Here is a 17,160-nt window from a genome sequence, read left to right as displayed (position 1 = left end):
AAACACCACAGCTTCTCTCACCATTCACAACAGGAGTTTTAAAATGGCTAAGGACCACGGTAACCAAATTAAGAACGACGATACCTATGAAGCCCTTCGCGAGGAAGGCTATAGCAAAGAAAAGTCAGCGCGCATTGCCAATGCACAAGCCAATAGTAAACAAACTCCGTCAAAAGACGGCGGCAAAGCAAATAAGTACGAAGATCGCACTAAAGATGAGCTCTATCAAAAAGCCAAAGAAGTGGGCATTGATGGACGTTCAAACATGAGTAAAGACGAGTTAATTGATGCGCTGCGTAATCACTGAGGGGGCTTTGGCCGTTACAACGCAGCGTTAAAGGAACGCATATACGGCCATTATTAAGTGTCAGCGCACAGTTATTATTGAACCCTAATTAAAAGTCCGAGGGATTGGCCGAACTTTCGGGGCACAGCGAAAGTATCTGTGGCACAAAATTTAGCAGATACAATTAAAAGAACGATACAATTGCGCAACTATTGCGACTTCCACTCTTCGTATTCAAGTTGGGCTTTGCGCATATTTATTAATAACTTAGTTAGTTCAGGATCTTTCTTAATGACTGTTTCCATATAGGCAAAAGACTCTTCTCTGTCGCTAACTGTTAAGTCTTCGATATCTTTCATCGTCGGTCTAGGCATGTTTTGCCTAAGTGCCTGCTGAGTTTCCTTGTACATCCGATCAAGCGCATACTGGGGATAGCAGACAGTCTTTTTAATTCGGCTGTTTACGGATGATTCTTTTCTACATCTTACTTTGAACTTTTTGTTGTCCGCTAATGCGTTAAATCGTCTGTAAAAATCCAGCTCCGTTCGCTGGATTTTACGTAGGAAAAAACCACTATTTTTATTAACTTTACCTTTTACTTCAACGACTTCTATATCTTTGGGTTCAACGAACTCTTCTTTGTCGCTAGTTTGTGGTGTTGCATTAGCCATACAGCTAATAAATAACCCAGAAGCTAAAAGTAATGAAAAGCGCGAGGGCGAAACAAAATTGATACGTTTGATGAGATTCACTGGGTGCCTCCTTGCGGTCCTATCAGACAAAAATAAAAAAACTAGACTTAATAACTTCTAGTATTAAATGACTGGTTTCAAGTATTAAGTTGTAAATTAAGTAAGTCAAGGCATCTAATTTATTCAATGTAAGTATTTGTTAACCCAGTGCGTTTTTTTTGCATTAAAGCCGTTATTGATACTAGCGAAATGGTTTAAGTTGCTACCTTTTTCTTCTTGAATGAAAAACGAGCCGAGTTTGTTAATTAACGCAGAAAGGTTGCACTATGAAACACCAAGAGCGAGATAAAGTTGAAATTGTGCCTTATAAAAAAGTGTGGCTTGAGCAGTTTGAAATTGCTAAGCGCTGTTTATTAACTGCGCTAGGCGATATTTGCGTTTGTATTGACCATATTGGCTCTACTTCTATTCATAACATGCCAGCGAAAGATCGTATCGATATTCAAATTGGGGTTAGTGAAATATCTCCTGCTATTTGCGACACGATAAACCAGCGAATAAGTCAATTAAACTTGCCTAACGCTCACATGAGTCAAGATCATTTACCGCCTGACGAATCATGCCTTGCGGACTGGCGTAAAATTTACCTGCAAGGGGTCACAGACCAATGGTCGTTTAAAGCGAATATTCATATACGAAAAGTAGGCGCAAAAAACTTTAAGTATGCTCTTCTATTCAGAGATTATCTTAGAATTGATGACGATACCGCAAAGTCTTACGCGTTCTTCAAGCAAACCCTCGCCTCTCGAATTCCTAACGATAGAGACTTATATTCACAACTGAAAGATCCGGTCTGTGACCTAATCATGATTAGTGCTAGGCGTTGGGAGGATAAAACCACGTAACTCCTCTCTTCCGAACATAGCATGAGATAATTTCATATAAAAATGAAATTAAGTCATTTTTATTCATAGATAAAACCGCGTATAAATTTATCCATAGCTTTTTACAGCATTTACATTACTCGTTTTAATCTTAGGAATAGAAGCGCATTCTCATGAACAATAACGTGGATACAAATTTCTCTTTTACTATTAACAGCGTTCAGTTTAATGAAGATTATCGCCCTTCAGACAACACGCGCATTACCACTAACTTTGCTAATTTAGCGCGAGGCGAGCGCCGAAAAGAAAACTTACGCGATGCGTTAGGTATGATTAACAATCGGTTTAATGCCCTCGCTAGCTGGGACAATGAGCGTGGCGATCGCTATGCTGTTGAACTAGAAATAGTATCGGTAGATATTGATGTAGAGGGTAACGGCAAAACCTTCCCTACGATTGAGATTTTGCAAACTAACATTATCGATAAAAAAACGGGGAAGCGCACCCAAGGTATTGTGGGCAATAATTTCTCGTCTTATGTTCGAGATTATGATTTTAGCGTTCGTCTTTCTAATCATAATCGAGGCCAATCATCGTTCAGCGTGCCCAACGATTTTGGCGATCTACACGGTAAACTGTTTCAGTATTTCGTTAACTCTGAAGCCTATAAAGCGCATTTTTCAAAACTCCCTGTTATTTGCTTAAGTGTTTCTGACAACAAAACCTATCGCAGAACGGAAAACCAACACCCTGTCTTAGGCGTTGAATATCAACCTAACGAGTCCTCGTTGACCGAGCAGTATTTCAAAAAGATGGGCTTAAACGTTCGCTATTTTATGCCGCCTAACAGTGCCGCCCCCTTCGCCTTTTACTTCTTTGGCGACTTACTAAACGACTACACAAACTTAGAGCTTATAAGCACTATCGCGACAATGGAAACGTTTCAGAAAATCTATCGTCCTGAAATTTATAACGCTAACGCGCAAGCAGGTTTAAGCTACAAACCAAATTTGAAAAATAGCGATCACTCGTTAACACGCATTGTGTACGACCGCGACGAACGCAGTCACCTCGCCGTAGAGCAAGGCAAGTTCGTGGAAGAGAACTTTATTAAGCCTTATCAACATAAGCTACAGCAATTTACAGCAAGTTACGCTAGATAAATCCTCTGATACTGGTTATTGGTAACTTGCTCGTTGCCAATTGCAATCATCGGCTCGCTAAGGTGAGTCTTTAAATTTTAGTGGGGCGCTACGGCCTGCCCCACAGGCATTCACAATAAATACTGACTTAAAGAATACGAATCACATGAAAAAATTACTCCCCACCTCTATTGCTGGCAGTCTTCCAAAACCTTCATGGCTTGCTGAGCCTGAAACGTTATGGTCGCCATGGAAACTAAAAGATAATGCCTTAGAAGAAGGTAGAAAAGATGCGCTTCGCGTTACGCTTCAAGAGCAAGCTGCATCTGGCATTGATATTGTTTGTGACGGTGAGCAAACCCGACAACACTTTGTAACCACGTTTATTGAACACCTCGACGGTGTTGATTTTGAGAATCGTAAAACTGTACGAATTCGCAATCGTTACGACGCGAGCGTACCTGTTGTAACGCAAGCAGTTAAACGACCAAAATCGGTATTCGTTGAAGATGCCACGTTTTTACGAAGCCAAACTGATCAACCTATTAAGTGGGCGTTACCAGGTCCAATGACTATGGTTGATACCCTGTATGATGATCACTATAAAAGCCGCGAAAAGCTCGCGTGGGAATTCGCCAAGATTCTAAACCAAGAAGCGAAAGAACTAGAGGCTGCTGGCGTTGATATTATTCAGTTCGACGAGCCCTCGTTTAACGTATTCTTTGATGAAGTGAACGAATGGGGAATTGCTGCGCTAGAGCGCGCTATTGAAGGGCTAAAATGTGAAACTGCGGTACACATTTGCTACGGTTACGGCATTAAAGCAAATACCGACTGGAAGAAAACGCTAGGCTCAGAATGGCGTCAATATGAAGAAAGCTTCCCTAAGCTAGCGAAGTCGAACATCGATATGGTGTCATTGGAATGCCACAACTCCCACGTACCCATTGAACTCATTTCCTTGCTAAAAGGAAAGAAAGTGATGGTAGGTGCCATTGATGTTGCCACTGATACCATAGAAACGCCAGAAGAAGTCGCCGCTACTTTGCGTGAAGCATTGAAGTACGTAGACGCAGATAAGCTCTACCCTTGTACTAATTGTGGTATGGCTCCCCTTTCACGAGATGTTGCAAGAGGGAAACTTGAAGCCCTTAGCGCTGGTGCTGCGATAGTAAGACGAGAATTAACCCTTAAGCGCTCTGCTTAACGCTAGTTTTATTAATTTCCTTCATATCTTTAAAGCAAGTTTGTAAAAAGCCAAACTTGCTCCCCTTTACTTTCATAAGCTAGCTAAACACTGCTCCCCCGTTTTTTTGCAGACCAATGTCTAATCGGTTAACGTTTATATAATTTTTATTAGGCATCAGAAGCATTTATTCATTTTTTGTCTAAACTAAAACAATAGCCTCGCTCCCGATATCAGAAGACGCATTTATGTAACGTCAATTTTGACAGAAAGGGAGTCGTAGATTACATGTTGTAGCTAACTCCACTGTTCAAAGCGATAATGACGTTAAAACTATTAATAAAAAGCCAAGTTAAATTAGTAACCTTTAGCATCTTAACAGTACTTTTTTCAATTTCCTCTTCTCTTTCGTTTGCAGCTGAGAGTGGTAATAGCATTTTAGAAGAAGCCTATGAGATACGAAGTTCAAACCCCCAGAAATCGAAAGAGCTGTTTCAAAGCTTAGATAAATCAAGCTTAAGCGAAGATGATAAGGAGCTTTATGATTTTACTGCAGCTTATATGGAGCTAGTAGCTGGAGACCTATTGGGTGCCTCAGAAGCGTATCAACACATTGCAAACGGTGATTATTCGTTTCGCTATCAGTTTCAATCATACGCAGCGCTTGCTGCGCTCAATGCTGCAACCCAAAATTGGGCTGAGGCATTCTCTGCTATGGATTTTTTAACTGAGAATTTAGACAAGGTCACTGATCCCTTAGTTAAGGAACAAGCCCACAATGCGATAATCAACTTTTACAACTCTATTGACGAGAAAGAAACGGTGATTAGTTATGGAAACTCGTTGATTAGCGGGCAACACTCTCCCCGATTCACATGCTTTTTACACATGCAGCTTATCGTTGCTTTAGTCTCTACACAGAATGGTTCACTCTCTGAAGACAGTTTTACTAAGGCGCTAAACTACTGTGAAAATGCAGAAGAAAAGATAGCGCTTATTGCTATTTACACACACTACGCTACTTATCTGTACAACAAAAACGAAATTGAAGCTTCATTAGCGGTGTTAAATTCGCATCTAAATGAAGTTGAAAGTACTAAATATCCACCATTGTTAGAAGAGTATTACGCATTATTAAGCAAAATCTATTTTTTACGCGAAGAGTATGAGAAAGCACAAGAATACGCTTACAAAGTACTAGGCGAGGAAGAAGATACGGGTTATGCAGTCATCTCTGACATAGATGCTTATGAAGTCTTATATCAAATCGCAGAAAAACAGCAAAATTATGAAAAGGCGCTGCAGTTACATAAAGACTATGCAAAAGCGCGATCGCTTAATTTATCTAGTATGAGCAATAAAATGTTAAGCATTCATAAAGCACAACAAGATAGTTTAATAAAATCGAACAAAATTACTCTACTCGATGCGGAAAACTCCCTGTTAAAAGCCAAGGCACAGCTAGCGCAGGAGGAAAGCAATATACGCAGGCTTATTTATCTTGTGCTATTTATGGCGTTTTTAGTAATAGCTTTTTGGCTGTACAAAAAACGAAGCCATTACATTGCACTTGAAAAAATCTCGCAAAGAGATGGACTTACGGGTATAGCCAACCGCACATACTTTACGAAAATATCAGCTGAGCTTATAAATTATGCTGATCAGCATGCAAGGCCTGTTAGTCTAATTATTTTTGACTTAGATGATTTTAAAAAAATAAACGACACCTATGGACACCAGGTAGGCGATCAAGCGCTTCTGAGTGCGGTTAATGCTGCATTAAAAGGTTGCAGGCCAGATGACTACATCGGGCGCTTGGGTGGTGAAGAATTTGGCATTATTTTACCTAACTGTGATTTAGAACAAGCTATGACAGTTGCCCAGCGCTGCCGGAAACAAATAGAGCTCACGAACCAATCAAGTTCACAACACTTCAAACTTACAGCTAGCTTTGGCGTAGCTAGCGCTCCTAAGGTCTCTTACGACTTTGAAGCTTTGTTTGAAAACGCAGATAAAGCACTTTACCAATCGAAAAACTCGGGCAAAAACCGAGTTAATATTTAGTTTGATTGTTTATCCTCAATTAATAGCACGACGGTGAGCAACACATTTCCCTCGCGTGTAATTAGGGTGGTAGTGAGTGGTCAAAATTAAGAAGAAGCCGCCCACAATTAACCTATTCGCAACAATTTAATTAACACTCTCAGCGCGTCGATAAAAGCACAAATTATTACGCTGAAATGCAAAACTAATTTTCATATGACCAATAGTTGACCTGCCAAACCAGATCCCCCAAATTTCGGTTGCAATATCTGTATTTTTATTGGAGTGAGCTCAAGGTGAAATTAGGTCAATAAGCGCTCATTCACACCACAATTTGAACAACTGGTTATGAAATAAACTAGATCTGCTCACGTTTAAAACAATACCCGCAATACATAGCGAAACCCTACTATTTAATCAGAAATTAATTAAATGTTAACCACCTAAAGGGAGTGCGTTGTTTCATCGAAAAAAATTGATTTCGCTTGTTCCTGCTCATTAGAATGCGCGCCCTCTTAGACATAAGTATAAATCCGAATACAAATCGACATGGTAAGGCTTGCCTACAATTTTGGGCCTTATTTAACAACAAGCATATACATTCTAATTCATTAGGAACAATCCATGAAAAACATTGCAACTGCTGTTCGGTTAGCATTGGCTGGTAGTGTCGCTCTGACATCTGGCAACGTAATAGCGCAAGATTCAACGACAGCTAGCGCTGATGTTGAAAAAATTCAAGTTACAGGTTCACGTATTTCTCGTCAGGGCGCAATCGCACCTTCGCCTGTTACCGCTATTTCTGGCGAGTCACTACTTAACTCTGGCGCGATGAACATTGGAGAGGTGCTTAACGAACTGCCTTCATTGGCGAATACGTTCTCGCTAGGTAACTCAAGTCAATTCATCGGTACTGCGGGTTTAAACATTCTAGACCTTCGCGGTATGGGCACCGACCGCACGCTTGTTTTGGTTGACGGTAAGCGCCACGTGTCTTCATCAGCGGGTACTGCTGCTGTCGATACCAACACTATTCCAACGTCATGGATTGAGCGCGTAGAAATCGTAACCGGCGGTGCATCTGCCGTATACGGTGCCGACGCTGTGACCGGTGTAGTTAACTTCATTCTTAAAAAGAATATTGAAGGGTTTGATATCAGCGCAACACAAGGCTTTGCGCAGGAAAATGGCTATAAAAATGATAAGTACCAAGCGTCTTATGGTTTTAACTTTGACAACGATCGCGGCAATATTGCTTTTGCCGCTGAATACAGCTCTCAAGAGTCACTAGATGCTTTAGACAACCCTTGGACTGCTACACCCTATCGCAACATGAGCTTTGAAAGCATCATGGGTTACGAGCGCAGTGAAGATCAATTAGATTCAACGGCCTACCCGGATGATATTTACACCGCTAACGCGGGTTACTACGTAATAAACAATGCGGGTGTATTCGGCGATGGCACTAAAACCTTCAACGCCGACGGTTCAATTAAAGACATTTACATTGGCGACCAAGTAGATGGTGTTTTCTGCGCAAACTGTGACTCTTTCAACCTTCGCCAGTTCACACAGCTACAGCCAGAATTTGACCGTACTAACCTAAACGTTAAAGGTAACTACGAACTTAATGACGACACTACGGTATATGCGCAAGCTAAATACGCACGCACACGTGCTATTTCTATGGCGCAACCAGCGTTCTTTTTCTACAGCGACGAAACAACTATAACGCGCAACAATGCATTCTTGGATGACAGTGTTGCTGAGTACATGGACGCAAACGGTCTTGATAGCATTGTACTAAACCGCATGATGACCGATTTAGGTGTTCGTACGGAAGCTGATGAGCGTGAAACCTATCGCTACGTGTTAGGTGTAGAAGGCTATATCAATGATGAATGGAACTACGAAGCGTTTGTAAACTACGGTAAAACAGAGCTGGAGCGTGAAAACCGCAATAACCTGATTTTGCAAAACTTCTACAACGCAATAGATGCCGTCGAAGATGACAATGGTAACATTGTTTGTGCATCAGGTAGCGAAGATGGCTGTGTACCTCTAAATATTATGGGATACGGTCAAGCCTCACAAGCAGCTATCGACTATGTAAATACCACGTCTGTAGGTACTAGCAAAATTGAGCAGTACAACGCAGGTGCAACAATCGCAAATTCAGGTATCTACGAGCTGCCAGCAGGCTATGTAGGTTTCGCAGCAGGTGTTGAATACCGCAAAGAAAAAAGTGAAATTGATGAGCCAGACAACGCTGCAGGCACCTTCTTCAATGCGCTAGGCGAAGACAAGGGCGAATACGACGTCTCTGAGGTATTTACTGAAGTTACTATCCCGCTTCTTGAAGGTTTACCAGGCGTAGATATGCTTACGTTCGACACAGCGGCGCGCATTGCTAATTACTCATCTATTGGCAACGCGAAAAGCTGGAAGCTTGGTTTAGATTGGCAGGTTTTTGAAGACTTACGTGTTAGAGCAACTAAGTCATCTGCCCTTCGCGCACCGAACATTAGCGAGCTTTACGGTGAAGCCAGCCAGACGTTCTTCAATGTTGACGATCCATGCCGTACAGATAACCTAGAAAACCTAGCTAATGCCGACCAACGTATTGCTAACTGCGCAGCACTTGGCGTTCCGGCAGACTTCAACTCTGACTATGATGCGGCAACGTTGGAAGGCGTAAACGGTGGTAACATCGACCTTCAAGCAGAACAGTCTATCTCTAAAACCCTAGGTTTAGTTTATACCCCAGCTTGGTTTGAAGGCTTTACGGCGACAGTCGATTACTGGGAAATTGAACTTACTGACGCGATCACCAACATTGATGGTCAAACTATTCTGGACCGTTGCGTTGACTCTGAAACAGGCATCGATAATCCGTACTGTGGTCTTATCGACCGTGATTCAGAATCAGGCGAAATTACCCAAATTCGCAGCTACGCGCTAAACATTGCGGGTCAAGAAGCAAAAGGTGTAGATTTCGAATTAGGCTATGACTTTGATGCACTTGAAGGTGCGTTCCGTACAAGCCTAATTGCAACTTACCTTAAAGATCGTAAAGAGTTTCCATTCCAAGACAACCCAGAGCTATTTTATCAAAACGCTGGCACTGCTGGTGAGTCTGACTGGCAAGGTGTATTCACGGTTAACTACAGCCGTGGCGATTGGGAAGCAAGCTGGAAAACGCGCTATATTGAGCGCGCAAGCATTTACGACAATCAAGAGCTAGCACGTAACCCTAACCCAAGTAACCGTATGGAACTGCCTTCATACGCAGTAACTGATGTAACTGCCGGTTACAACTTTAAGAATGGTGTAAGCCTAACTGTGGGTATTGATAACCTGTTTAACCGCGCGCTACCTACAGGTACAACAGGTACTGGCTCAACTGACGCTGCATACGACAACATTGGGCGTTTTGGCTATGTAACCGTAGCGTACAAAATGTAATTTACGATTTAGTACGTAAACCAAAAAACCGGCGTTTTTACGCCGGTTTTTTAAGCATATCAGACAACGGCATCAGCTTTACCTCTGCACAGAACAGCGGAGATTCACTACTCACCCACCCTGCGCAGGTAAGATGGTTGGGATCTGTATCAACAGGCGTAACCAATATATTTAGACAGTCGTTGCTTTTAAGTTGTGCTAACTGCTGGTTGTCGATGCACATGTTTTGCGAAACATAGATCATGGGGTTTTTGATTAAGTCGTAATCAAGGGCCTGCGCCCTTTCTAACATCGCCGATGACATCAAAGAAAGCGGGTAAAATTTGGGGAAATGGACCTTATTCGCAAACTCATCTACATACTGTGCTTGGTCAGCGAAAGCGCTTAATAGATAATTTTTAACGTTGCCAACAATCATCCACTTTCGTTTTAAAAAAACGCCTTCATCTAACAGCGTTCGGTCAGCCTTTTTTGAAACTTGGTCTTTGCTATATTTCAATAACGAGGAAGTAATCGACTGGTAGTCGGACTGACGATAAAAGCCCATTAAGCAAGTTTTGCCCGAGGCTTTTAAAATTAAACGCTGCGATTCTTGATCACCCTTTTCCGTTTGAGTAACACGGGCGCGTTTTAATACTAGATTGAGTTCGTCTCCCACTTTCGCTGGGTTAACGAAAGTAAACTCGTAAACTGAATATTGTCTTTGCTCGATGGCAGGGGCACTTTGATTAATTTGAGTTTCTACATAAAGGCCAAGTTGAAACCCCAGCGCTATGGTGCCTTGAAAGGGGTTACCCGAAATGCACTGACAACGCATAGGGTCGTGAAATAAATTGAAATCGTCCGTGGCATTTCGAGCGATGTCTATGTGTAATTGGGTAAGCTTATGCAATTGCTTTCCTTAAAAGAGGAACATCAACTGATTATTTAGTAATTAGACACAAACCTCGTGTATTTAAAATGATTGAAATTAAGTGGATATCGACGACTTCACGCCGTAATCTACATTCCAGTATAGAGCACGCTAGCGATAGCAACTAGTTTTCTACTTCCAATTTCATGCCGATTATTACAAGTTCGCTAAAAAGCATTACTTTATCGCTATATATACATCAATGTGATTGCCGTTTACATAGTGCTCGAAATCTACCGTGAACGTCCTTTCATACTTCGCGTTTTCTTGGGTAAAGTATTTCCAAACATCGGTCCATGCATCAATAGCGATTTGCGGCATTTCTCCTTGCTTCGTGAAAACAAGATACATCCCTGGTGGAATAGTGATGTTTTCGACTTCAATATTTTCTGGCTCTTTCTCACCATCATAGCCTGCTAACACTGAAAAATTGCCAGCATGATCACTTTCATAGTTAAAGTACACCCCATACACGCGCTCACCGCCCACATAATCCACAGGTATGGTGTTGTCAAAGCGTTGCCATAGTGCGGGAATTTTTCCGTCGTGAGAAAACTCAGCTTCGTTATTCGTTACCACCGAAAAACCGCTTATGTATAATGGAGCAGAAAGGTGTCTTATTTCCATATCAATATTCCTTGATAATTTGCTTAGGTAATACAATGATGTTACTTGCATAATAAACGTATATTACGCCACTACTTTACTTTGTCGAAAATAAACAACTCGTTTATCACGCGGAAAGTGAAATAAGTTGTTTTTCAAGAAGTATAAACGTCTTGGTAAAGCTGTAGTTTAAGCTGTTATAAAACCTAGTTTTTCGAATTTTCCCGCTTATCAACGAGCATTTCGACTTCAGAACAAATATAATCCTGTTTTAACTCTTTGAAACTGCAATACATTGTGAATCGACGTTTTTTACTTGCCATACTCGCAGTGCTTTTGGCCATGATAACTATCCAATCGGGTGCATCATTTGCCAAACAACTCTTTCCTATCGTGGGGCCTGAAGGTACAAGCGCCCTGCGCGCATTCTTCGCAGCCCTGGTGTTAACAGTAATTTTTAAACCTTGGAAAGCAAGCTTAAGTGCGAAAGGATGGCGAAACGTCATTATTTATGGCGCCTGTTTAGGGGCAATGAATATCATCTTCTACCTTGCCATTGCGCGTATTCCTTTAGGTATAGGCGTTGCGCTTGAATTCACAGGACCATTGGCGGTGGCCTTTTTTAGCGCAAGAAAAAAACGTGATTTTGCGTGGGCCATTTTGGCCGTTGTTGGCGTTTGTTTACTGCTACCGGATATTTTCGGTGCATCAGCAGAAAGCCTAGATCCTATCGGCGTAATGCTAGCGCTAACCGCGGGAGCTTTTTGGGCAGGCTATATTGTATTTGGTAACAAAACAGGCAATGAAGGTTCTGGCGGCGTTACGGTTACCTTAGGTATGCTAGTAGCCGCCATTTGTGTGGTACCCATTGGTATAGCGAGTCAAGGTAGTGCTTTGCTATCTTCAGAGGCGGTCCTCATAGGCTGCGCCGTAGGAATTTTTTCATCCGCTATTCCCTACACCTTAGAAATGAGTGCCATGCGCAATATGCCCAAACAAACTTTCAGCATAATGATGAGTGTAGAACCTGCTGTTGCAGCGGTAGCAGCGTTTATCATTATTGATGAAACCCTTACACTGACTCAGTGGCTTGCAGTAGCGTTAGTGGTCATAGCTACCGCTGGAAGTTCTGCTACTCAAAAACAAGTGCCCAAACAAAAGCAGCTTGAAACGCTTTCTTAGGGTTTCAAGCTTTGTTTATTAGCTCTTTTTACCATAGTTACCTGTACCTTACCTGGCTTTGTTTTTACCTTTCGCCTTTCCGCTGTATTGCTTTATGAACTAAGCGGCTATTTTCACCGTTTAACACTGTGTAAGTAGTAAAACTAACGCAACAGGGAATGATGATGAAGCACTACGCGGTAAATACAGAAGTTGAATGGGAATGGGGTAATGGCAGTGCCACAGGCAATATAAGAGAGAAATTCACTAGCGATGTTACACGCACTATTAAAGGTTCATCGGTAAAGCGTGAAGCGAGCGATAGTGACCCAGCCTATCTTATTGAACAAGACGACGGCAGTAAGGTTTTAAAATCTCACAGCGAAATCAAAAAGTCGTCTTAACTTACTTTTCAATCTACTTTGAAAAAGATACAGCTTTCTTTTTTCACTGACAGTGATGTGGTCAATATAGCGAGGTTGCTCGTTGGCAATTTTCTCTTTAGTAGGGTCGGTGGTAAACTCACCGGTGGAATGATCACAGAAACTGAAGCTTATTGCGGTGAACGGGATCTCGCCATGCAAAAGCACTTATTGCGCCGGCCTTCATCTGTAACAACGCTTAAGAAAAAGGGCGGCATAGCCTACATCTATAAGGTTTACGGTTACCACAGCATGTTCAATATTGTCACTAACGAGGTGGGCTATACTGATTCTGTGCTTATCCGAGCAATCAGTCCTACCGTGGGCTTAGATATAATGCAGAAACGACGAGGGTCAAACGTTGCCGTGCGTAACTTGTGCTCTGGCCCAGCGAAGCTATCGCAAGCTTTAGCGTTAACACCAGCGCTAAATGGCGAACCCGTAGTAAACAACAATACTATCTGGTTTGAGAGCAACGCCGAATTTAACGCCGCCAAAAGTATTACCAGCGCACCCCGCATAGGCATAGATTACGCCAGAGAAGATAAAAACGAAGATAGAAAAGACGATAAAAGCGAAGCGCATGCCACACGGGATGATACAAGCCTACCTTGGCGCTTCACACTGAAATAGAGTGTATGAAAAGGCTTAATACCGCACTTCGCACTATCTTTACTCAAGCCTAGTTAGTTAGGGCATATGTAAGCTTACAGTCTATATACTTCAACAGTTTGTTTACTACCCTTGGTACGGCGATATCTCCAGTAGCATCTTTGGCTTCTACAAAAATATCACAGTCATCGTACTGAATTTGCTGGCGTATAACATAGTCGTTGAGTTCGTCGAACAGCGTTTCTTTTAAAGGTACCATGCCGACAAAAACATCAATCTCTTGATCATCAGCATTTCCTTCGCGCTTGATAAAATAAGCGCCATTAATTTCTCTTTTTAGCGTATAGGCCTGCATGGCATCTAACTTTGTTAAGCGAAAGTACACGCTTATTTGGTTTTTTGTCACTGGTTATCTCGGGTTTTTAATTTTAACGGTTACCGCTTAATTTCTACTTTCCAAGGCGGGTTTACTCTGTTTTCCCCCGCCCAATAAAGCTTTATTTTATTGCCAGATGGGTCTTTTAAAATAGCTTCTTTCCACAGATAGCGTTGTTCAGTAGGCGGTTGCTCAAAATGAATCCCCTTTTCTACGAGCGATGTATATAGCTCGTCTAAAGCTTCATGCTCAAAGTAAATCACGCTGTGATTTTGTACGCTTTCGCTTTCTAAAGAGAGTGAAAACGTAGAGCTGCCTTCAGGGCAAGTAAACCTTGCGTAATGTGGTGTATCAACAATTTGGATGAACCCAAGTGTAAGATAAAACTCAACCGCTTCAGTCATATTGGTAACAGGCAGTGTAACTTGATTCAATTCCATGAGCGCTTGCTCCTTATGTAAGATATCTAAACTGCGTTAGCATAGTCGCGATTACCTCAAGCTACCGCTAGGTCGTCACAAGCCAAAGCTAATAATACCTTAGAAAACCTCATTGAGTCTGCTGTCTTGTGAACAATCACTTGTTCATACCTCTATATTGGCGCAGTTGTAAACGCTTTAGACTAGCATTGCTTCCGCTTGATCCACATCAACGCAGGAAAAACGTAACTCCTCCACAATAAAGTCATCAGAATTACCTCGTGAAACTTTGTATGCTAACGCTAGTGAATAATACAGATGCAAATGATGATATTGTGCCGGAGTCACATGGGCTATATCGGCTGCATATAAAGCCGAATACGCAGATGGCGATAGAAAACAAACCTGTTTTCGGTGCGAACATTACATTACACAGCAGCTTTTTAAAGCACGATCATTTTGTTGCGACACCCAATAATATATTGGGTTGGCTAGATCACTTCGGCTTGTCGCACTTCTCCATAAAAGCCGAAACTAACCGCCTAGAAAATGACGACATTTCTGTGCTTTTTCCTTCACAGTTTTTAAACGCTGAAGGCGGCATTTTGCGCGTAACCGCCCCAACCCGCATTTACCTAATTAGCAAGACCCCTATCGAAATCAACAAACACGGCCTATGTCTTTTTACGCCTGTAAAATAACAGCGCAGAAATGTACTCTGACCCCACAATTTGGGGGTCAGAGTACATTTTCATCTACTCGATTTCTGCGGTGGCGTTTGATGTGCTCTTTAAGTGCAGGCTGATTGCTTCTGACAACCCTGAATAGCGCTTATCTACTCGCTGAACCATGTGGCTAAATGTCGTATTGTCTGAAATGATCAAACAACCATCTTTGGCTCGGGTTAAGCCGGTATACACTAGCCCCCGATGAAATAGGTTGGCGGCTTTCTCACTATCGGGCTTAGGCAGTATAAGTACAACGTGGTTAAATTCAGAGCCCTGGGACTTGTGAATGGTCATGGCATATACGGTTTCAAACTGCGGCACTCTAGATAACGATATGCTGCGTAGCGCTTGTTTTTGCATTTGGTTTTGTACGCCAGTAGCATTCTCGACCGTACCTGACGAGGTTTGTTGGTCTGCACCTTTGGCGTCTTGGTAAAACCATGCATACAGTTTACCCGTGCTATCAGGCCAGATTACGCCTACTTCACCGTTAGATAACCGCTGTGGATGATGATTCTTTACAATCATAATGGGCTGACCTTGATAGAAGTGCCCTTCTCGCTTTTTAATTTTGTGCTTGATGGCATCGAACACCAAGCTATTTAGGCCCTCTACTCCCATTGCACCCTTGCGAACCGGTGTGAGCCACCTAACATAGTTTAGGCGGTTAAGCGCTTCTTCAGCACTATCGGCATCAAATATGGGAAAGAAACTTTCTTTAGCCAACTCATGTAAATCACGACTGCCAACTTTATCTTCTGACCATAAATGCACGCCTTCTTTTAAACGTGTTTTTGTATAAGCCGCTAGGTTTGCGGTTTTACTACTTTCATCGCTTTCTTCGGCGATGGCAGCGATCGCTCCACCAGCATCCCCTTTCTGGATTGCCGTTGCTACTTTTGCTACTTGGCCTTTGAAACGCTGCGGTGCCTGCAGTGTTGCCACGTAGCTTTTGGCTTGCTCATTAACAGGTAACATAGGAAGATGAGGGCACAGCGTAGCGATATTCTGGCGCATTAACGAGGGTACGCCCCCCAATGAAAGTGGGTCGCTATCAATGTGTAAGCTACTTTCGTCGCTCGGCGATGCATTCTCTTCTACGTCAAAGCGTGTTGTGTTACTAACCAGCTGTTCTAACACATTGCCAAGCTCAACGGCTGGAAGCTGGTCGGCATCACCGATAAAATAGAGACGTGCATGGTCTGGCAATGCGCGAACAATGCGCGTCATTAACGCTAAGTCGACCATACTTGCCTCATCGACGATAAGCACATCAGCGGCTAATTGATTGTGCTGATTGTACTTGGTCGATACACCGTATTCTCGCAATCCTAACAATCTATGCAGCGTTACAGCATCAGTAGGCACATTATCAAGTGCTGCATCGTCCACCTTGCCGCGAAGCCCTTCAATACTGTTAACGATAGACTCGGTCATACGTTGCTGCGCTTTACCGGTGGGGGCAGCCAATACAATATTTAGGTCTTTGTCACACGCCTGTAGCGCCAGTAATAGACGTAACACGGTATAGGTTTTACCCGTTCCAGGCCCACCGTTTATGACACAAAACCCCTGCATCAAGCTTTTAGCAACAGCAATTTGCTGCCAATCTTGTTTATCTGTAGTTTCGGTAGGGAATATAGTGGGCCACAGCTGCTTTACTTTATCATTTGCGTCTTCTGTTAACTGCGTAAGCGCCGCTCGCTTCACTATGTCTCGCGCTACCTCTTGTTCAAACTCATAATAGCGACGGCTATACAGCCTGCCGTTTTCATAAACAAATAGCTGAACAACTTGTTCGTTCTCCAGAGCGCTTTTTACAATTTTTAGTAAAGGCGTAAGTTGAGGTAGTACTAAACCTGTCTTAAGGGCTTGTTCTGGCTCTTGTTTTTCTGGCTCTTGTTGATATATGCCCCCTTGGGGATTGTGAATAGATGATGCACTTTCGCTTTCTTGCGCTTCGGTCATCGAACCAACGGTATGCCCGGTGTCGTCTTCCTTAAACAGGGTTGTTCCAGCTACTTCTTTAAGATAGATACAGCTATGCCCATTACGCTGCATATATGACAAATACGCCAGTACTCCAGCCCAGATAAACCTCTCTTCTTGTGCGAGTTCATCAATAAAGCCAAATTCTTTTGCGACAAATTTGTCGATAGCTTCGATGCCAAACAAGTTATCGAAAAACGACGATACAGAATGTTGATTGTTGTTCATTATTTTCC

At 42.5% G+C, this 17,160-nt stretch carries 16 protein-coding genes; 10 read left to right on the top strand and 6 right to left on the bottom strand.

Annotated features, from left to right (window positions below; genetic code table 11):
- The first annotated feature begins 43 nt into the window (after nt 1-43).
- Complete coding sequence (locus ACXACS_RS10285) at nt 44-307, top strand: DUF7218 family protein (RefSeq protein WP_474806302.1); 264 nt, start codon at nt 44-46, stop codon at nt 305-307.
- Between the two features lie 188 nt (nt 308-495).
- Here the strand turns inward: ACXACS_RS10285 and ACXACS_RS10280 are convergent, their stop codons facing one another.
- Nucleotides 496-1,038 (bottom strand): hypothetical protein, encoded by a 543-nt coding sequence (locus tag ACXACS_RS10280; RefSeq protein ID WP_474806300.1) that lies wholly within the window; start codon nt 1,036-1,038, stop codon nt 496-498.
- A 266-nt stretch (nt 1,039-1,304) separates the two neighbouring features.
- On the opposite strand from ACXACS_RS10280, the gene ACXACS_RS10275 reads away from it, so the two are divergent.
- From ACXACS_RS10275 to ACXACS_RS10255, 5 genes are all read left to right on the top strand, one after another.
- Nucleotides 1,305-1,883 carry a GrpB family protein gene (locus ACXACS_RS10275; RefSeq protein ID WP_474806298.1) on the top strand — a complete coding sequence of 193 codons (579 nt, stop codon included), beginning with the start codon at nt 1,305-1,307 and terminating at the stop codon, nt 1,881-1,883.
- 152 nt (nt 1,884-2,035) lie between these two features.
- Nucleotides 2,036-3,025 (top strand): DUF1852 domain-containing protein, encoded by a 990-nt coding sequence (locus ACXACS_RS10270; RefSeq protein ID WP_474806296.1) that lies wholly within the window; start codon nt 2,036-2,038, stop codon nt 3,023-3,025.
- Between the two features lie 145 nt (nt 3,026-3,170).
- Complete coding sequence (locus ACXACS_RS10265) at nt 3,171-4,211, top strand: methionine synthase (RefSeq protein ID WP_474806294.1); 1,041 nt, start codon at nt 3,171-3,173, stop codon at nt 4,209-4,211.
- 300 nt (nt 4,212-4,511) lie between these two features.
- Nucleotides 4,512-6,254 carry a GGDEF domain-containing protein gene (locus ACXACS_RS10260; protein ID WP_474806293.1) on the top strand — a complete coding sequence of 581 codons (1,743 nt, stop codon included), beginning with the start codon at nt 4,512-4,514 and terminating at the stop codon, nt 6,252-6,254.
- A gap of 603 nt (nt 6,255-6,857) precedes the next feature.
- A complete protein-coding gene (locus ACXACS_RS10255) occupies nt 6,858-9,698 on the top strand; it encodes a TonB-dependent receptor domain-containing protein (protein ID WP_474806291.1) in 2,841 nt (946 codons plus the stop codon).
- A gap of 37 nt (nt 9,699-9,735) precedes the next feature.
- Here the strand turns inward: ACXACS_RS10255 and ACXACS_RS10250 are convergent, their stop codons facing one another.
- On the bottom strand, nt 9,736-10,590 hold the full coding sequence (locus ACXACS_RS10250; protein ID WP_474806289.1) for a hypothetical protein: 855 nt from the start codon (nt 10,588-10,590) through the stop codon (nt 9,736-9,738).
- Nucleotides 10,591-10,788: 198 nt separating this feature from the next.
- Nucleotides 10,789-11,238: a GyrI-like domain-containing protein gene (locus tag ACXACS_RS10245; RefSeq protein ID WP_474806287.1), complete on the bottom strand. Its 450-nt coding sequence runs from the start codon at nt 11,236-11,238 to the stop codon at nt 10,789-10,791.
- A gap of 276 nt (nt 11,239-11,514) precedes the next feature.
- Here ACXACS_RS10245 and ACXACS_RS10240 point away from each other — a divergent pair, with 276 nt between their 5' ends.
- The 3 genes from ACXACS_RS10240 (at nt 11,515) to ACXACS_RS10230 (ending at nt 13,433) form a co-directional block, all read left to right on the top strand.
- Nucleotides 11,515-12,399, top strand: a complete 885-nt coding sequence (locus ACXACS_RS10240) for an EamA family transporter (protein ID WP_474806285.1) — start codon at nt 11,515-11,517, stop codon at nt 12,397-12,399.
- A 158-nt stretch (nt 12,400-12,557) separates the two neighbouring features.
- Complete coding sequence (locus ACXACS_RS10235; protein ID WP_474806284.1) at nt 12,558-12,782, top strand: hypervirulence associated TUDOR domain-containing protein; 225 nt, start codon at nt 12,558-12,560, stop codon at nt 12,780-12,782.
- 18 nt (nt 12,783-12,800) lie between these two features.
- A complete protein-coding gene (locus tag ACXACS_RS10230; RefSeq protein WP_474806282.1) occupies nt 12,801-13,433 on the top strand; it encodes a DNA-3-methyladenine glycosylase in 633 nt (210 codons plus the stop codon).
- A gap of 49 nt (nt 13,434-13,482) precedes the next feature.
- Here ACXACS_RS10230 and ACXACS_RS10225 read toward each other — a convergent pair whose 3' ends face one another.
- Nucleotides 13,483-13,818, bottom strand: a complete 336-nt coding sequence (locus tag ACXACS_RS10225) for a hypothetical protein (protein WP_474806280.1) — start codon at nt 13,816-13,818, stop codon at nt 13,483-13,485.
- A gap of 29 nt (nt 13,819-13,847) precedes the next feature.
- On the bottom strand, nt 13,848-14,228 hold the full coding sequence (locus ACXACS_RS10220; RefSeq protein WP_474806279.1) for a VOC family protein: 381 nt from the start codon (nt 14,226-14,228) through the stop codon (nt 13,848-13,850).
- Nucleotides 14,229-14,512: 284 nt separating this feature from the next.
- Between ACXACS_RS10220 and ACXACS_RS10215 the strand changes: the two genes are divergently transcribed.
- Complete coding sequence (locus tag ACXACS_RS10215) at nt 14,513-14,908, top strand: hypothetical protein (RefSeq protein ID WP_474806277.1); 396 nt, start codon at nt 14,513-14,515, stop codon at nt 14,906-14,908.
- 54 nt (nt 14,909-14,962) lie between these two features.
- Here ACXACS_RS10215 and recD read toward each other — a convergent pair whose 3' ends face one another.
- Nucleotides 14,963-17,152, bottom strand: a complete 2,190-nt coding sequence (recD, locus tag ACXACS_RS10210; RefSeq protein WP_474806276.1) for an exodeoxyribonuclease V subunit alpha — start codon at nt 17,150-17,152, stop codon at nt 14,963-14,965.
- Between the last annotated feature and the right edge of the window lie 8 nt (nt 17,153-17,160).

It is taken from the genome of Alteromonas sp. AWM4_230 (assembly GCF_056158305.1).
This window is presented reverse-complemented; position numbering and strand designations above follow the sequence as displayed.

Excerpts from the sequence above, each read along its gene's own strand:
- recD (WP_474806276.1), bottom strand. The coding sequence starts at position 17,152 with ATGAACAACAATCAACATTCTGTATCGTCGTTTTTCGATAACTTGTTT.
- ACXACS_RS10220 (WP_474806279.1), bottom strand. The coding sequence starts at position 14,228 with ATGGAATTGAATCAAGTTACACTGCCTGTTACCAATATGACTGAAGCG.
- ACXACS_RS10255 (WP_474806291.1), top strand. The coding sequence starts at position 6,858 with ATGAAAAACATTGCAACTGCTGTTCGGTTAGCATTGGCTGGTAGTGTC.
- ACXACS_RS10235 (WP_474806284.1), top strand. The coding sequence starts at position 12,558 with ATGATGATGAAGCACTACGCGGTAAATACAGAAGTTGAATGGGAATGG.
- ACXACS_RS10270 (WP_474806296.1), top strand. The coding sequence starts at position 2,036 with ATGAACAATAACGTGGATACAAATTTCTCTTTTACTATTAACAGCGTT.
- ACXACS_RS10245 (WP_474806287.1), bottom strand. The coding sequence starts at position 11,238 with ATGGAAATAAGACACCTTTCTGCTCCATTATACATAAGCGGTTTTTCG.
- ACXACS_RS10265 (WP_474806294.1), top strand. The coding sequence starts at position 3,171 with ATGAAAAAATTACTCCCCACCTCTATTGCTGGCAGTCTTCCAAAACCT.
- ACXACS_RS10285 (WP_474806302.1), top strand. The coding sequence starts at position 44 with ATGGCTAAGGACCACGGTAACCAAATTAAGAACGACGATACCTATGAA.
- ACXACS_RS10260 (WP_474806293.1), top strand. The coding sequence starts at position 4,512 with ATGACGTTAAAACTATTAATAAAAAGCCAAGTTAAATTAGTAACCTTT.
- ACXACS_RS10275 (WP_474806298.1), top strand. The coding sequence starts at position 1,305 with ATGAAACACCAAGAGCGAGATAAAGTTGAAATTGTGCCTTATAAAAAA.